The sequence below is a fragment of the Roseateles sp. genome (assembly GCF_047654805.1).
Lineage (GTDB): Bacteria > Pseudomonadota > Gammaproteobacteria > Burkholderiales > Burkholderiaceae_C > Pelomonas.
In genome coordinates, this window is sequence record NZ_JASGIV010000001.1 from 1198044 (window position 1) to 1212661 (window position 14618).

The 14618-nt window shown below is 66.2% G+C and carries 14 protein-coding genes; 9 read left to right on the top strand and 5 right to left on the bottom strand.

What is annotated here, in order from left to right; translation table 11 throughout:
• Positions 1-6 precede the first annotated feature (6 nt).
• Positions 7-639, top strand: coding sequence for a phosphoribosylglycinamide formyltransferase (gene purN / locus QM732_RS05370; RefSeq protein WP_415655160.1), 633 nt, complete (start codon positions 7-9; stop codon positions 637-639).
• Between the two features lie 194 nt (positions 640-833).
• Here purN and QM732_RS05375 read toward each other — a convergent pair whose 3' ends face one another.
• Entirely contained in the window at positions 834-1487 is a 654-nt protein-coding gene (locus QM732_RS05375) for a DUF1345 domain-containing protein (protein WP_415655161.1), read from the bottom strand.
• A gap of 35 nt (positions 1488-1522) precedes the next feature.
• On the opposite strand from QM732_RS05375, the gene QM732_RS05380 reads away from it, so the two are divergent.
• The 3 genes from QM732_RS05380 to QM732_RS05390 all read left to right on the top strand — a co-directional run bounded on the left by QM732_RS05380 (position 1523) and on the right by QM732_RS05390 (position 4733).
• Complete coding sequence (locus QM732_RS05380) at positions 1523-2785, top strand: RsmB/NOP family class I SAM-dependent RNA methyltransferase (RefSeq protein ID WP_415655162.1); 1263 nt, start codon at positions 1523-1525, stop codon at positions 2783-2785.
• A gap of 141 nt (positions 2786-2926) precedes the next feature.
• Positions 2927-4138, top strand: coding sequence for an acyl-CoA desaturase (locus QM732_RS05385; protein ID WP_415655163.1), 1212 nt, complete (start codon positions 2927-2929; stop codon positions 4136-4138).
• A gap of 100 nt (positions 4139-4238) precedes the next feature.
• Entirely contained in the window at positions 4239-4733 is a 495-nt protein-coding gene (locus QM732_RS05390; RefSeq protein ID WP_415655164.1) for a DUF3016 domain-containing protein, read from the top strand.
• A gap of 98 nt (positions 4734-4831) precedes the next feature.
• Here QM732_RS05390 and rpmG read toward each other — a convergent pair whose 3' ends face one another.
• From rpmG to trxB, 3 genes are all read right to left on the bottom strand, one after another.
• Positions 4832-5002, bottom strand: a complete 171-nt coding sequence (gene rpmG / locus QM732_RS05395) for a 50S ribosomal protein L33 (RefSeq protein WP_025564431.1) — start codon at positions 5000-5002, stop codon at positions 4832-4834.
• Between the two features lie 31 nt (positions 5003-5033).
• Positions 5034-5267, bottom strand: a complete 234-nt coding sequence (rpmB, locus tag QM732_RS05400; protein WP_268153841.1) for a 50S ribosomal protein L28 — start codon at positions 5265-5267, stop codon at positions 5034-5036.
• A 181-nt stretch (positions 5268-5448) separates the two neighbouring features.
• Entirely contained in the window at positions 5449-6408 is a 960-nt protein-coding gene (trxB, locus tag QM732_RS05405; RefSeq protein ID WP_415655165.1) for a thioredoxin-disulfide reductase, read from the bottom strand.
• Between the two features lie 163 nt (positions 6409-6571).
• Between trxB and QM732_RS05410 the strand changes: the two genes are divergently transcribed.
• Genes QM732_RS05410 through QM732_RS05425 form a run of 4 tightly spaced genes read left to right on the top strand, consistent with a single transcriptional unit; the run spans position 6572 to position 11609 of the window.
• A complete protein-coding gene (locus tag QM732_RS05410) occupies positions 6572-7240 on the top strand; it encodes a Crp/Fnr family transcriptional regulator (RefSeq protein ID WP_056196243.1) in 669 nt (222 codons plus the stop codon).
• Between the two features lie 16 nt (positions 7241-7256).
• Positions 7257-9635, top strand: a complete 2379-nt coding sequence (locus QM732_RS05415) for a DNA translocase FtsK (protein WP_415655166.1) — start codon at positions 7257-7259, stop codon at positions 9633-9635.
• Between the two features lie 10 nt (positions 9636-9645).
• Positions 9646-10251: an outer membrane lipoprotein chaperone LolA gene (lolA, locus tag QM732_RS05420; protein WP_415655167.1), complete on the top strand. Its 606-nt coding sequence runs from the start codon at positions 9646-9648 to the stop codon at positions 10249-10251.
• A gap of 8 nt (positions 10252-10259) precedes the next feature.
• On the top strand, positions 10260-11609 hold the full coding sequence (locus QM732_RS05425) for a replication-associated recombination protein A (RefSeq protein WP_415659339.1): 1350 nt from the start codon (positions 10260-10262) through the stop codon (positions 11607-11609).
• A 9-nt stretch (positions 11610-11618) separates the two neighbouring features.
• On the opposite strand, the gene QM732_RS05430 is transcribed toward QM732_RS05425, so the two are convergent.
• Positions 11619-13607 (bottom strand): cadherin-like beta sandwich domain-containing protein, encoded by a 1989-nt coding sequence (locus QM732_RS05430; RefSeq protein WP_415655168.1) that lies wholly within the window; start codon positions 13605-13607, stop codon positions 11619-11621.
• A gap of 88 nt (positions 13608-13695) precedes the next feature.
• On the opposite strand from QM732_RS05430, the gene QM732_RS05435 reads away from it, so the two are divergent.
• Positions 13696-14613, top strand: a complete 918-nt coding sequence (locus QM732_RS05435) for an amino acid ABC transporter substrate-binding protein (protein ID WP_415655169.1) — start codon at positions 13696-13698, stop codon at positions 14611-14613.
• Positions 14614-14618 lie beyond the last annotated feature (5 nt).

The window sequence follows — 14618 nt, forward strand, 5'->3', positions numbered from 1 at the left end:
TGGCCCATGAAGAGACTGGTGATTCTGATTTCGGGGCGGGGCTCCAACATGGAGGCCATCGTGAAGGCCGCCCAAGCCGAGGGCTGGCCGGCGCAGATCGCCGCCGTCATCAGCAACCGGCCCGATGCGGGCGGTCTCCTGTTCGCCGCCCGGCACGGCATCGCCACGGCGGTTGTGGACCACAAGGCCTTTGCCAGCCGCGAGGACTTCGACGCCGAGTTGGCCCGTGTCATCGACAGTTTCACGCCCGATCTGGTCGTTCTGGCCGGCTTCATGCGAATCCTGACTCCCAGCTTCACGGCCCGTTATGCGCGCCGCATGCTCAACATCCATCCGTCGCTGCTGCCGGCTTTCACGGGCCTGCATACACACGAGCGGGCATTGGAGATGGGATGCAAGGTCGCCGGCGTGACCGTGCATTTCGTTACGGCGGAGCTGGACCATGGTGCCATCGTCATGCAGGGCGTGGTGCCGGTGCAGCCGGGCGACGATGCGAAGGCGTTGGCGGCGCGCGTACTGACGGTGGAGCACCGCATCTATCCGCAGTCGGTGCGCTGGTTCGTCGAGGGAGCGCTGGTCTGGAACGGCGAGGTCGTGAGCCATCGCGACGGGGTGGCCCAGCAACTCTTCCTCAGCTAGTCGCGGCCGGGCTCTGGGCCTTCCATTGGCCGTAGGCGCAACGCCTTGCGCTGGCACAAGCAGTCCGTTGAGGCGCCGAACAGGCGCGCGGGCGATGTGCTTGCGGCTCGACGGCGCAAGCGCCACCGTTCCTTGGGAAGCTGGCCGGGCCGTCCCTCCCCGGCGCGGCAAGGGCGGGCGAGGGGTCTTTCAGATCAACTGATCAAGCCGGCGACGATGTTGATCGTCAGCGCCAGCACGCCGGTATTGAAGACGAAGGCCAGCAGGGCCTGGATCAGGACCAGGCGGCGCATGGCGCGCGAGTTCACGACGACGTCGGAGGTCTGCGAGGTGGCTGCCACGGTGATGGAGAAGTACAGGAAGTCGCCGTAGTCCGGCGGCCCGTCCTCGTCGCCAGGGAACTCCAGCCCATGGGCAGCCCTGCCGTCGCCGTGGTAGAGCGACGCATAGGCGATGCCGAACTCCACCGGCAGCAGCAGCCAGGAGCTGCACACGGTGGCGATCGCGAACATCAGGGCCGGCCCGCCGGCTGCATGAGCCTGCTTGGCATTGCCCAGTTCCAGCGCGATGGCGCCAAAGCTTGCCAGTGCGCCAGTGGCGGCCAACAGCAACATCACCGGCACGCCTTCGGTCAGCGCGCTGGCGCGCTGTTGCACGTTCACCGAGCCGCTGCGGCCCAGCATCATCCATAGCACCAGCGGCAGGTAGATCCACAGGGTCAGGTCCCAGCCCAGCAGCAGCCGCGCCGTGAGCGGCAACTGGCCCGGCCAAAGGACTGCAAGCACGCTGCCGCACAGGATGGCGAACAGCAGCCGGGGGCGCAGGCGCACTTGGGACCAAAAGTTCATGCGGGGTGGCGAAAGGCGCTTGGGATAATGGCGCGATGCATCCTAATGCCCTGCTGGAGCTGTGCGCCGAGCTGATCGCCGCCGTCAACAAGCTCGACGCGCCTGCCGACGCCACTGTTTCGGCCTTCTTCCGTCAACACAAGAACCTCGGCCAGCGCGAGCGTGCCAGCCTGGCCGAAACCGTCTATGCGCTGCTGCGCGAGCGGCTGAAGTTCCAGAACCTGGCCCAGAGCGGCAGCGGCCCCATGCCGCGCCGCCTGGCCATCCTGGCCTGGCGCGGCAGCGACAGCTTCCTGCGCGGCGCGCTGAGCCCGGCGGAGCAGCAATGGCTGGTGCAGGTGCAGGCCATCGCGCCCGACAGCCTGGCGCCCAAGCTGCGCCACAACATGCCCGACTGGTTGGCCGAGCCGTTGATGGCGCGACTGGGCGAGGACGAGTTCTGGAAGCTCGCCACGGCGTTGAACGAGGCTGCGCCGCTGGATCTGCGCGTCAATACGCTCAAGCTCAAGCGCGAGGAAGTCTTGGAGCAGCTGGCCGAGGCGGGCATCGCGGCCACGCCGACGCCGTATTCGCCGCTGGGCCTGCGAGTGGAGGGCAAGCCCGCGCTCAACAAGATGGCGCTGTTCACCAATGGCTGCATCGAGGTGCAGGACGAGGGCAGCCAGCTGCTGGCGCTGCTGCTGGCGCCCAAGCGCGGCGAGATGGTGGTGGACTTCTGCGCCGGCGCCGGCGGAAAGACGCTGGCCCTGGGTGCGGCGATGCGCAACACCGGCCGGCTGTACGCCTTCGACGTGTCTGGCCATCGGCTGGACGCGCTCAAGCCGCGTCTGGCGCGCAGCGGCCTGTCCAACGTCTACCCGGCGCAGATCGCCCATGAGCGCGATGACCGCATCAAGCGCCTGGCCGGCAAGATTGACCGCGTTCTGGTCGACGCGCCCTGTTCGGGCCTGGGTACGCTGCGCCGAAATCCGGACCTGAAATGGCGCCAGTCGCCGCAAGGCGTGGCCGAACTGCAGGACAAGCAGCGCGCCATCCTGGCCAGCGCCGCCCGCCTCGTGAAGCCGGGCGGCCGGCTGGTCTATGCCACCTGCAGCCTGCTCGACGCCGAGAACGAGGTCATCGCAGCCGAATTCGCTGCCGCCCATCCCGATTTCAAGCCGCTGGCCGCGGATGAGGCGCTGGCGAAGGTGCAGGTCGAGCGTGCCGGCGAGCTTGTGGAGAACGGCGCGCTCAGGCTGTGGCCCCACCGTCATGCCATGGACGGGTTTTTCGCCGTCGCCTGGGAGCGCGCTGCCTGAAAACGGCTTGATGGCGATCAAGGAACGCGCTGATTCGCACGTGTCCGCCCGAATGCGGTACGGTGGCTCCCTTGAATTTTGGGGCGCTCCTCTACAATTGGAGTTCCTTCGCATGGCCGTTGTGGCCGAGGTCCTGGACGCATGAACGACTTCCTGAACGCGCTGCTGAACTGGCTGGCCAACGGCCTTGCAGACTTCAGCGCATGGCAATTGGTGATCTACACGCTGGTTGTGACCCACATCACGATCGCTTCGGTCACGATCTTCCTGCATCGTTCGCAAGCTCACCGCGCGCTGGACCTCGGGCCCATCCCCTCGCACTTCTTCCGTTTCTGGCTATGGCTGACCACCGGCATGGTCACCCGCGAGTGGGTGGCCATCCACCGCAAGCACCACGCCAAGTGCGAGACCGAAGAGGATCCGCACAGCCCGCAGACCCGCGGCTTGAAGAAGGTCATGGCCGAAGGCGCCGAGCTTTACCGTGCCGAGGCCAAGAACGCCGAGACCATCGCCAAGTACAGCCGTGGGACGCCCGACGACTGGATCGAAAACCACCTTTACAGCAAGTACAGCTGGCAGGGTGTGGCGCTGATGCTCATCATCAACGTGACTCTGTTCGGTGCCCTCGGCGCCACCATCTGGGCCATCCAGATGGCCTGGATCCCGTTCTGGGCGGCGGGTGTCGTCAACGGCATTGGCCACTACTGGGGTTATCGCAACTTCGAAGCGCCCGATGCCTCGACCAACCTGACGCCCTGGACGCTGATCATTGGCGGCGAGGAACTGCACAACAACCATCACACCTATCCGACGTCGGCCAAGTTCTCGGTCAAGCCTTACGAGTTTGACATCGGCTGGATGTACATCCGAGGCCTGGAGATGCTTGGCTGGGCCAAGGTCCGCAAGACGGCGCCCAAGTTGAGCCTGGGCGAGATGAAGCCGGCTGACGCCCGCACGCTGGAGGCGCTGATCGCCAACCGCTACGAGGTCATGGCCAGCTATGCGCGCGACCTGAAGGCGGCCTGCTCGGCCGAATTGGCCAAGATCCAGGCCGAGGGCGGCAAGCACAGCGAGCGCTTCGCGCAGTTCAAGCAGGCCCAGCGCTGGCTGCATCGTGACGAGGAGCGCATTCCGGTGGCCGTCCACGGCGATCTCGCCAATGCCCGTGCCGCGAGTCCGGTTATCGACAAGCTGGTGACGATGCGCGAGGAGTTGCGCCAGATGTGGACCCGCACGAATGTGTCGGCCGAGCAGCTGGTGGCTGATCTCCAGGCTTGGTGCCGTCGTGCCGAGGAAAGCGGCATCGCCGAACTGCGGGCCTTCTCGATGCGCCTGCGCGCCGTCCACGCCTGACCTGGCGTTTCCCCGCGTAAAGGGCGCCCTTTGGGGCGCCCTTTTTCCTGGGCTGCCCTAGACTTGAGGTATGCAGTCACCGTTGAACTGGAGGTTTGCCATGAAGACCCGCTGGATTGCCCTGGCCGTGATGGCCGTTGCATCTGCCGCCGCGCAGGCGGATGTGAAGGTGAATTTCGTCCACTCCGAGAAGTTCTCGGACATCAAGGACAACAACGGCTTCCGCGATGCCGAGGTGCTCAAGGACATTGAGGCGCATCTGGTGGCGCAGTTCGAGAAGCGCCTGCCCGGCCGCGATGTCCGTGTTGATGTTTCGGACGTGGATCTCGCCGGCGAGGTGGAGCCCTTCATGTGGCGAGGTCAGTGGCTGCGTGTGATGCGCACGGTGACGTCGCCGTCCATCGAGCTGAGCTACGAGGTCCGCGAGGGCGACAAGGTCGTCCAGCAAGGCAAGACGCGCCTGCGTGACATGAACTACCAGGATGGCTTCAACGCCTATTACAGCGGCGACTCGCTGCGCTACGAGAAGCGCATGATCGACCGCTGGATGCAGCGCGAATTCAGCCCGGCCGTAGCGGCGGCGTCGACCCACTGAAAGCTGCCGGCCAGCGCCCAAAAGAACAAACCCGCCAGCGTTGCGGCTGGCGGGTTTTTCGTTGCTGTTGGGGCAGGGCGGTCAAGCCGCCTGGCGCCTCACTTCAGCTTGATTTCCTTGTACAGGACGTGCTTGCGCGCCTTGGGGTCGAACTTCATGAATTCGAGCTTCTCGGGCGTGGTCTTCTTGTTCTTGTTCGTCGTGTAGAAGTGGCCGGTGCCCGCGGTGGACTCCAGCTTGATCTTTTCGCGGCCGCCTTTGGATGCCATGGTCGTGTTCCTTTAGTGGGTCAGATGACGATCAGAGCTCGCCCTTGGCGCGCAGATCGGCGACGACTTGGTCGATGCCGACCTTGTCGATCAAACGCAGAGCGGCATTGCTGATGCGCAGACGCACCCAGCGGTTTTCCGATTCCACAAAGAAACGGCGGTATTGCAGGTTCGGCAGGAACCGACGCTTGGTTTTGTTGTTGGCGTGGGAAACGTTGTTCCCGACCATGGGCTTCTTGCCCGTGACTTGACAGACGCGTGCCATGACGCTTCTCCGGTTTGACTTCTCTGACCAGCTGCCCAAAACACCTTCGGGCAGCCCTTTGACCGCAAATGCCTGCTAAACCCACCCCAAAAAGGGCTGGGTGCGGTCCATCCGGCAGGCAAGCCCGCGAGTATAGCGGAAAACCCGGGAGCCGGGAAGGGCCATGGCGGCCCCTGCGGCATCAGCCGTTTTCCTGCTCCAGGAAGCGCTGCGCGTCCAGCGCGGCCATGCACCCAGTGCCGGCGCTGGTGATCGCCTGGCGATAGACATGGTCCTGAACGTCGCCTGCGGCGAACACGCCCGGTACGCTGGTCATCGTCGCAAAACCGTTCAGGCCGCTCCTGGTGAGGATGTAGCCGTCCTTCATCTCCAACTGGCCCTTGAAGATGTCGGTGTTCGGCTGGTGGCCGATGGCGATGAAGCAGCCATGCACGGGAATCTCGGCCTTGCTGCCGTCCTGTACGTTGTGCGTGCGTACGCCGGTCACCCCCGAGTCGTCGCCCAACACCTCGTCGAGCTGCTGGAACAGGTGCAACTTGATCTTGCCGGCGGCGGCCTTCTCCATCAGCTTGTCGACCAGGATGGGTTCGGCGCGGAACTTGTCGCGGCGGTGGATCAGGTGGACCGTGCTGGCGATGTTGGACAGGTACAGCGCCTCTTCGACGGCCGTATTGCCACCGCCAACGACACAAACTTCCTGGCCGCGATAGAAGAACCCGTCGCAGGTCGCGCAGCCACTGACCCCGCGGCCCATGAAGGCCTGCTCGGAGTCCAGGCCCAGGTACTTGGCCGAGGCGCCGGTCGCAATGATCAGCGCATCACAGGTGTAGACGCCGCTGTCGCCGGTCAGTGTGAAGGGGCGCTTGGAGAAGTCGACTGCGTTGATGTGGTCGAAGACGATCTGGGTCTGGAAACGCTCGGCGTGCTGCTGGAAGCGCTGCATGAGCTCAGGGCCTTGCACACCCATCACGTCGGCCGGCCAGTTGTCGACCTCGGTCGTCGTCATGAGCTGACCACCCTGGGCCATGCCAGTAATCAGCGTGGGCTTCAGATTGGCGCGGGCGGCATAAATGGCGGCCGTGTAGCCGGCGGGGCCGGAGCCGAGGATGAGCAGTCCGTGGTGTTGGGTGGTGGCGGTCATGGCGGGCAGTTGGGGGCTGTGACAGGGCTTGCAAGTCGGCTTTGGGGTGAAAACCCCGACATCAACCATTGAGGCAAGCCCTGCCACATGTGCAAAATGCACGCCATTTTAGGCAGGCGCATTTTTCGGGCGCCGGCCTGCGCCCCAAACCTGGAGATTACAAATGGCGATGATTTCCAACCTGGACCTGATCCGCCGGGTTCCGCTGTTCTCGATGCTGACCACCGATCAGGCCCAGTCCATCGCTGACAGCGTCGTCAAGCGCCGCTTCAAGCGCGGTGAATTGATCGTCGAGCAGGGCACAAAGTCCAACGCGCTCTTCATCCTGCTGAATGGCCGTGCTCGCGTGCTGACCGCCGACCATCGTGGCCGCGAGGTCATCCTGGCCGTCCTGCAGTCAGGCGACTACGTCGGCGAAATGAGCTTGATCGACAACGAGCCCCACTCCGCCACCGTGCGGGCAGAGGTGCAGACCGACATGTTGGTGCTTGGCCGGCTGGAGTTTGCGCGCTGCCTGCCGGAGAGCAGCAGCCTGTCCTACGGCATCCTGCGCGGCCTGGTCGCGCGGCTGCGCAATGCGGACCGCCAGATCGAGTCGCTCGCGCTGCTGGACGTCTACGGCCGCGTCGCGCGCACGCTGCTGGACATGTCGGAGGACGAGAAGGGCATCAAGCTGATCCGCGGCAAGGTGTCGCGCCAGGACATGGCCAAGGTCGTCGGCGCTTCGCGCGAGATGGTCAGCCGGGTCATGAAGGACCTGGAAGAGCGCGGCGTCATCGAAACGCTTGAGAACGGTTCGGTGGTCATCAAGGAGCGCCTGACTCACGACTGAGCGGCACAATGCGGGGATGAGTTTTCCCCTCGGTTCCCTGCTGGGCGGTGACGCTGCCGCCAGCGAACCTGCCGCCCCCGCCAAGCCCGCCCGCCGCCAAGCGCCCAAGCGCGACGCGGCTCCGCCTTCCACCGCATCGCGGCTGCTGCGCACGCCGCTGTGGCTGGCCTTGACGGCCCTTGCATTGGCCCTGCTGGTGCTGGCCCTGGCCACCCACGACCTGCGCGATGCCGCCTTCTCGACCAGCGGCCAGCGTGATCTCGTCGGCAATCGTGTCGGGGGGCTGGGTGCCTGGGTGTCGGACGGGCTGCTCTTCCTGTTCGGCTTCTCGGCCTGGTGGCTGCCGCTGCTGGCGTTGCGTGCCTGGCTGCGCGGCCTGGCGGGCCTGCTGCGCCACGACGAGCCGGAGCCCGTGCGCTGGGGCCGGCGCCTGCGCTGGTTGGGCGGCGTGCTGCTGCTGATCGGTGCCAGCTGTGCGCTGGAGTGGAGCCGGCTCTACGCCGTCGAGCCGCACCTGCCGGGACACGCAGGCGGATTGGTGGGCTACACGCTTGGGCCGCTGGGCATGAAGGGCCTGGGCTTCGCGGGTTCGGGCGTTGTCTGGATCGTGCTGCTGCTGACCGGCATGTCCTGGGCGCTGCGCTTCTCCTGGGGACATGTGGCCGAGTCCATCGGCGAGCGCATCGAGCAGTTGCGCGAGCAGCGCATCGAACGCCGTGAGATCAAGGCTGACCAGAAGGCCGGCGAGCAGGCGGTGAAGGAGCGCGAGCAGGAGGTCGAGGTCGAGCGCCAGATCGAGCGCCAGGTGGAGGCCGAGCACGCGCCGCTGGTCATCGAGACGCCGGTCGTCGAGGTGCCGCAGTCCACGCGCGTTGCCAAGGAGCGCCAGCAGACGCTGTTCGTCGATGCCGGCGATGCCAAGCTGCCGCAGGTGGACCTGCTGGACGCAGCACCAGGCCGCCAGGAGACGGTCACGCCCGAGTCGCTGGAGATGACCAGCCGCCTCATCGAGAAGAAGCTGCGGGACTTCGGCGTCGAGGTCCACGTCGTGGCCGCGTCGCCCGGCCCGGTCATCACGCGCTACGAGATCGAGCCGGCCACGGGCGTGAAGGGCTCACAGGTCGTCAACCTTGCCAAGGACCTGGCGCGCTCGCTCAGCCTCACGTCCATCCGTGTCGTCGAGACCATCCCGGGCAAGAACTACATGGCCCTGGAGCTGCCCAATGCACGCCGCCAGACCATCCGCCTGTCCGAGATCCTCGGCTCGCAGGTCTATGCCGACGCCGCGTCCCAGCTGACCATGGGCCTGGGCAAGGACATCGTGGGCCTGCCGGTCGTGGCCGACCTCGCCAAGATGCCGCACTGCCTTGTCGCCGGCACGACCGGGTCAGGCAAGTCGGTGGGCATCAACGCGATGATCCTTAGCCTCCTCTACAAGGCCGAGGCCCGCGACGTGCGCCTGATCCTCATCGACCCCAAGATGCTGGAGATGAGTGTCTACGAGGGCATTCCGCATCTGCTGGCGCCCGTCGTGACGGACATGAAACAGGCCGGGAATGCGCTGAACTGGTGTGTCGGCGAGATGGAGCGCCGCTACAAGATCATGTCCAAGGTCGGCGTGCGCAACCTCGCCGGCTACAACAAGAAGATCGACGAGGCCAAGGCCAATGGCGTCAGCATCCCGAACCCCTTCAGCCTGACGCCGGAGGAGCCGGAACCGCTGGAGCGGCTGCCCTTCATCGTCGTCGTCATCGACGAGCTGGCCGACCTGATGATGGTGGTCGGCAAGAAGATCGAGGAGCTGATTGCGCGCCTGGCGCAGAAGGCGCGTGCGGCCGGCATTCACCTGATCCTGGCCACGCAGCGGCCGTCGGTGGACGTCATCACCGGCCTCATCAAGGCCAATATCCCGACGCGACTGTCCTTCCAGGTCAGCTCCAAGATCGACAGCCGCACCATCCTTGACCAGATGGGCGCCGAGGCGCTGCTGGGTATGGGTGACATGCTGTACATGCCGTCCGGCACCGGCCTGCCCATTCGCGTGCATGGTGCCTTTGTCAGCGACGACGAGGTCCACCGCGTTGTGGAGTACATCAAGTCGCAAGGCGAACCGAATTACATCGAAGGCATCCTGGAAGGCGGTGTGCTCGACGACATGGGCGGCGAGGCACCGGCACCGGGCGAATCCAGTGGCGAGCAAGACCCCATGTACGACCAGGCCGTTGCCATCGTCCTGCAGCACCGCAAGGCATCCATCTCGCTGGTGCAGCGCCATCTGCGCATTGGCTACAACCGCGCCGCGCGGCTGCTGGAGCAGATGGAGAACTCGGGCCTTGTCGGGGCGCTGGCGTCCAACGGCAGCCGCGAATTGATTGTTCCCAAACGCGACGAGTGACGCGAGACGAATGAAGAAACTCCTGCTGTCCCTGACGCTGCTGTTCACCGCCGCAGCCCATGCCGATGCCGTTGATGCGTTGCGCGACTTCGCTCGCGACGTGAAGAGCGGCAAGGCCAACTTCACGCAGACCGTCACCTCGCCCGATGGCAAGCGCAAGAAGGTCTCGTCCGGGTCGTTCGAGTTCCAGCGCCCCAACCAGTTCCGCTTTGCCTATGCCAAGCCCTTCGAGCAGGTCATCGTCGCCGACGGCCACAAGGTCTGGATCTACGACGCCGACCTGAACCAGGCCAGTTCGCGCAAGCTGGCCGACGCGTTGGGCGCCACGCCCGCGGCGCTGCTGGCCGGCACGAATCTCGAGCGCGATTTCGCGCTGAAGGCCTTGCCGGCGGAAGCCGGTCTGGACTGGGTACAGGCCAGCCCGAAGCAGGCGGAATCGACCATCCAGTCCCTCAAGCTGGGGTTCAAGGGCAGGGAGCTGGCGGCCATGGAGATCGTCGACGGTTTCGGCCAGCGGTCGCGGCTGGACTTCAGTGTGGTGCAGGCCAACGTGGCTGTGCCGGCCGAGCGCTTCCAGTTCAAGCTGCCGGCCGGGGCGGACCTGATCGAGCAGTGAGCGCTTCGCTGTTCGACGACGAGCCGGCGCCGCAGCCCGCTGCGGCTGGTGGCGTCGCGCCGCCCGTGGTGCCGTTGCCCGAGTTGCTGCGGCCACGCCAGCTGAGCGAGGTGATCGGCCAGAGCCACTTGCTCGGCGACGGCAAGCCGCTGCAGCTGGCGTTCAAGTCCGGAAAGCCGCACTCGATGATCTTTTGGGGGCCGCCCGGCGTTGGCAAGACGACGCTCGCGCGGCTGACGGCAAGTGCCTTCGGCTGCGAGTTCATCGCGTTGTCGGCCGTGCTGTCTGGCGTGAAGGACATCCGAGAGGCTGTTGAGCGCGCGCAGCAGTACGCGGCCCAGCGCAAGCGGACCATCCTGTTCGTCGACGAGATCCACCGCTTCAACAAGGCACAGCAGGACGCGTTGCTGCCGCATGTCGAGTCGGGCCTGTTCACCTTCATTGGTGCGACCACCGAGAACCCGTCGTTCGAGGTCAACTCGGCGTTGCTGTCGCGGGCCCAGGTCTACGTGCTGAAGAGCCTCAGCGAGGACGAGCAGCGCCAACTTGCGGCGCGCGCGTTGCGTGAAGCGCTGCAACCAATGTCGCTGGACGAGGCGGCGCTCACCACACTGGTCGGCTATGCAGACGGCGACGCTCGCCGTCTGCTGCATCTGCTGGAGCAATGCCACACGGCGGCGCTCGCGGCCGGCATCACGGCCGTTGACGCCGCCTTCATCACGCGTTCGCTGAGCCTGAATGTGCGGCGCTTCGACAAGGGCGGCGACAACTTCTACGACCAGATCTCCGCGCTGCACAAGTCGGTGCGCGGCTCCAGCCCCGACGGTGCGCTGTATTGGCTGTCCCGCATGCTGGATGGTGGGGCCGATGCACGCTACCTGTCGCGCCGCATCGTGCGCATGGCCTGGGAAGACATCGGCCTGGCCGACCCGCGCGCGCTGCAGATTGCCAACGATGCGGCCGCCACGTTCGAGCGGCTGGGCAGTCCGGAGGGCGAGCTGGCGCTGGCGCAGGCCGTCATCTACCTGGCCTGTGCTCCCAAGAGCAACGCCGGCTACAACGCCTACAACGCCGCCCGTGCCTTCGTTAAGCAGGATGGCAGCCGCGAGGTGCCGGTGCACCTGCGCAATGCGCCCACCCGGCTCATGAAGGAACTGGGCTACGGGCACGAGTATCGTTACGCGCATGACGAGCCGCATGCCTATGCGGCCGGCGAGACCTATCTGCCCGACGGCATGCCCGAACCTGGCTGGTACCAGCCCGTGCCGCGCGGGCTGGAGGCGAAGATCGCCGAGAAGCTGGCCTTCCTGCGCCGGCTGGACGAGGAGGCGGACGGCCCGCTGTCCGGATCGTCCTGAGCCCGGGGCTTAGGCGATCGTCACCACCAATTCCGCGGTGTAGCCGCTCGTCGCGTCGCCGCTGATGCTGGCCATCTGGTAGGTGGTGCCGTCGCTGAACACGTTGTCTGCGGCAAAGCTGGTCACCGACGTGTTCTGGCCCTTGGTGTAGAGGGACGTGGCGTAGACCGTCTGCGTGGTGGCCTGCGGGAAGGCCAGTTGCGACGTTGCCGTCGCGGTGACGTTCAGGTTGTTGTTCAGGTAGACCTGGAAGTGCACGTGCGTGATACGTCCTGCGTACCAGCCCGGGTAGATGGTCGTGAACGTGACCTGGCCGTTGGTGTCGGTGACCTGGATGCCGCGCAGGTAGGTCTGCCCGGTCTGGCCAGCGTTGTTCGAGACGTTGTAGCCCGAGTAGAGCCCATCCTTGTCGCAATGCCAGATGTAGACGGCCGCCCCGCTGACGGGCGCGCAGCCTGCGCTGAGGTCCTGGATGGTGAGCTTGATCTTCAGCGGGACTCCGGTCTTGCTCTCGCGGATGTCGCTGCGCACCATGGCCGAGTTCGACAGGATGGCTAGCAACGGGTAGGGGCCTTCGGTCTCGGTCGGGGTCAGTGTGCAGGTGCCGGTGCTGGCTCGCGTTGCCAGCACGGTGTAGGTGCGCGTTGTGACGCCGTCTTCGGCCGTGACGACGATGGACAGCGTGGCCGTGGCGCCCGCCGTGAGCGCGATGGATGCCGAGGTGCCGCCGCTGGCGACGGTGTTGCCGTTTACCTGCACCTTGGCGGCCGAACTGCTGGCTGTCAGCGTCACGGTGATGCTGGTGACGGTGTTGGCGATGGCTGCGGCGTAGCTGGTTGTTGCCGCGGCGAAGGCAGGTGACAGGCTGCCGGAGGACAGCGTCAGGGCGGACAGGCTGGCATCGCTGGAGACGGTCGCCGCGGCCCGGGTGATGGTGATGGTCGTTGTGCTGGTGGTGGCAAGGTCCTCGGCCGTCACCACCACGGTGAGCGTGTTGCTGCCCACGGCCAGCGCGACGCCTGTGGACGCGCTGCCGTTGGTCACCGCCATGCCGTTCACCGTGATCGTCGAGGCGGCTACGGTGGCCGTTGGCGTGACGGTCAGGGTACCCACGCTGTTGGCGACTGAAGACGTGTAGTTGCGTGTGCCGGAAGCGAACGTCGGGCTCAGCGTGCCGGCGGATAGCAGCAAGCCGCTGAGGGTCGCGTCGCTGGACACCGAGGCTGCGGCGCGGGTGACCGCCACCGTGTAGTTGCGCGTGGTGCTGCCGTCCCCGGCCGTCACCTGCACCGTGATCGTCGTCGTGCCTACGGCCAGTGACAGCGCTCCGCTGGCCGAGCCACTGGCGGTGGTGACGCCCCCGATGCGCAGCGTCGCCGTGCTGCTCGCAGTCGTGGCGGTCAGGGTCAGGCTGCTGACGCCGTTGGCTACGCCCACCGAATAGGACAGCGTGCCAGCCGCGAACGCGGGCGAGAGCGTGCCGGCCGACAGGCTGAGCGCCGACAGGCTGGCGTCCGAGGAGGCAGCAAGGGCCGCCCGCGTCACGATGACGGTGTAGGTGCGGCTGCTGCCGTTCGCGGCGCTGACCACCACCGACACCGTGTTGCTGCCGACGTTGAGTGCGACGCTGCCGCTGGCTGCGCCGCTCGTGACCGCCGTGCCATTGACCTGGATGGTCGCGCCGCTGTCCGCAGCGGTCGGCGTCAGCGTGAGCGTGGCTGTCGTGCTGCTCACCGAGGCCGTGTAGTTGAGCGTGTCACTCGTGAAGGCCGGGGACAGCGTGCCGCTGGACAGGCTGAGTCCCAGCAGCGTTGCGTTGCCGCTGGCGGTACTGGAGCCGCCGCCGCAGGCCTGCAGAGTCAGTGCGCCCAGCATGCTCAGTGCACCCAGGGCCTGGCGCCTGGCGGGGCGGGCGGTTGAAGGAGGGATGGTGGTCATCTGTGAGCCTGCGGTCTTGGAGGGGTGGTGCGCAGCATGGCCCGCGAAGCTGTCCGGCATTTGTGAGCTTTGTGTCGGGCCCGACATGAAGCGCACCCATCCCGGACGCATGGAACAATCTCCGCTTTGGTGTCCCGGAGGCTGCCCGATGGCATGGTGGAGAGGCGCTGCAATCTGGCTGGCCGTGCTGGCCTGGCTGATCCCGGCGGCCGCAGCGGGCGGCACCGAGGGAGGGACGCTCAGCCGCGTGCGCGAAACGGGCGTCATCGTCATCGGCTACAGGCCGGCCTCGCTGCCGTTTTCCTATCTTGACGCGCAATTGCGCCCCACGGGCTACTCGGTTGAGTTGTGTGAGCGTGTCATCGCGGCCGTGCGCGAGAAGCTGGGCCTGCCCGACCTGGAGGTGCGCCGCGTCGAGGTGGCTTCGGCGACGCGCATGCCGCTGGTCATCAACGGCACGCTCGACATGGAATGTGGCATCACGACGCACACTGCAGAGCGCGCGCGCAGCCAGTCCTTCTCGCTGACCATCTTCGTCGCCGAGACGCGGCTGCTGGCGCGCGCCAGCGATCGCGTGCAGAGCCTCGCGGACCTGCGTGGCAGGCCCGTCGCCTCCACCATAGGCACGACCAGCATCCAGCACCTCGCCAAGGTCAATGAGCAGCAGAACCTCGGCATCCGGATCCTTGGCGGCCTGGACGATCCTGAGGGCTTCCAACTGCTGCGCAGCGGACGCGTGGCGGCTTTCCTGATGGACGACGTGGTGCTGCGCAGCCTGCTGGCCCAGCAGGGCCCCGGGGCGGACGACTACCGTCTCTCCGACCAGGCGCTGACCATCGAGCCCTATGCGATCGGGCTGCGCAAGGGTGATCCGCAGTTCAAGGCCCTGGTCGACGAGGTGCTGGCAGGGCTGTACCGCAGTGGTGAGATCCACGCCATCTATCGGCGCTGGTTCGAGTCGCCACTGCCGTCGCAGGGGCTGAACCTGAAGCTGCCGATGAGCGCAGCCTTCCGCCGCGTGATCGCGAACCCGACGGATTCACCGGATCCAGAGCGCTACCGCTGATCCGG

What these genes read in the sequence shown, in the direction of transcription:
- purN (WP_415655160.1), top strand. Translation starts at nt 7, where the DNA reads ATGAAGAGACTGGTGATTCTGATTTCGGGGCGGGGCTCCAACATGGAG.
- QM732_RS05375 (WP_415655161.1), bottom strand. Translation starts at nt 1,487, where the DNA reads ATGAACTTTTGGTCCCAAGTGCGCCTGCGCCCCCGGCTGCTGTTCGCC.
- QM732_RS05380 (WP_415655162.1), top strand. Translation starts at nt 1,523, where the DNA reads ATGCATCCTAATGCCCTGCTGGAGCTGTGCGCCGAGCTGATCGCCGCC.
- QM732_RS05385 (WP_415655163.1), top strand. Translation starts at nt 2,927, where the DNA reads ATGAACGACTTCCTGAACGCGCTGCTGAACTGGCTGGCCAACGGCCTT.
- QM732_RS05390 (WP_415655164.1), top strand. Translation starts at nt 4,239, where the DNA reads ATGAAGACCCGCTGGATTGCCCTGGCCGTGATGGCCGTTGCATCTGCC.
- rpmG (WP_025564431.1), bottom strand. Translation starts at nt 5,002, where the DNA reads ATGGCATCCAAAGGCGGCCGCGAAAAGATCAAGCTGGAGTCCACCGCG.
- rpmB (WP_268153841.1), bottom strand. Translation starts at nt 5,267, where the DNA reads ATGGCACGCGTCTGTCAAGTCACGGGCAAGAAGCCCATGGTCGGGAAC.
- trxB (WP_415655165.1), bottom strand. Translation starts at nt 6,408, where the DNA reads ATGACCGCCACCACCCAACACCACGGACTGCTCATCCTCGGCTCCGGC.
- QM732_RS05410 (WP_056196243.1), top strand. Translation starts at nt 6,572, where the DNA reads ATGGCGATGATTTCCAACCTGGACCTGATCCGCCGGGTTCCGCTGTTC.
- QM732_RS05415 (WP_415655166.1), top strand. Translation starts at nt 7,257, where the DNA reads ATGAGTTTTCCCCTCGGTTCCCTGCTGGGCGGTGACGCTGCCGCCAGC.
- lolA (WP_415655167.1), top strand. Translation starts at nt 9,646, where the DNA reads ATGAAGAAACTCCTGCTGTCCCTGACGCTGCTGTTCACCGCCGCAGCC.
- QM732_RS05430 (WP_415655168.1), bottom strand. Translation starts at nt 13,607, where the DNA reads ATGCCGGACAGCTTCGCGGGCCATGCTGCGCACCACCCCTCCAAGACC.
- QM732_RS05435 (WP_415655169.1), top strand. Translation starts at nt 13,696, where the DNA reads ATGGCATGGTGGAGAGGCGCTGCAATCTGGCTGGCCGTGCTGGCCTGG.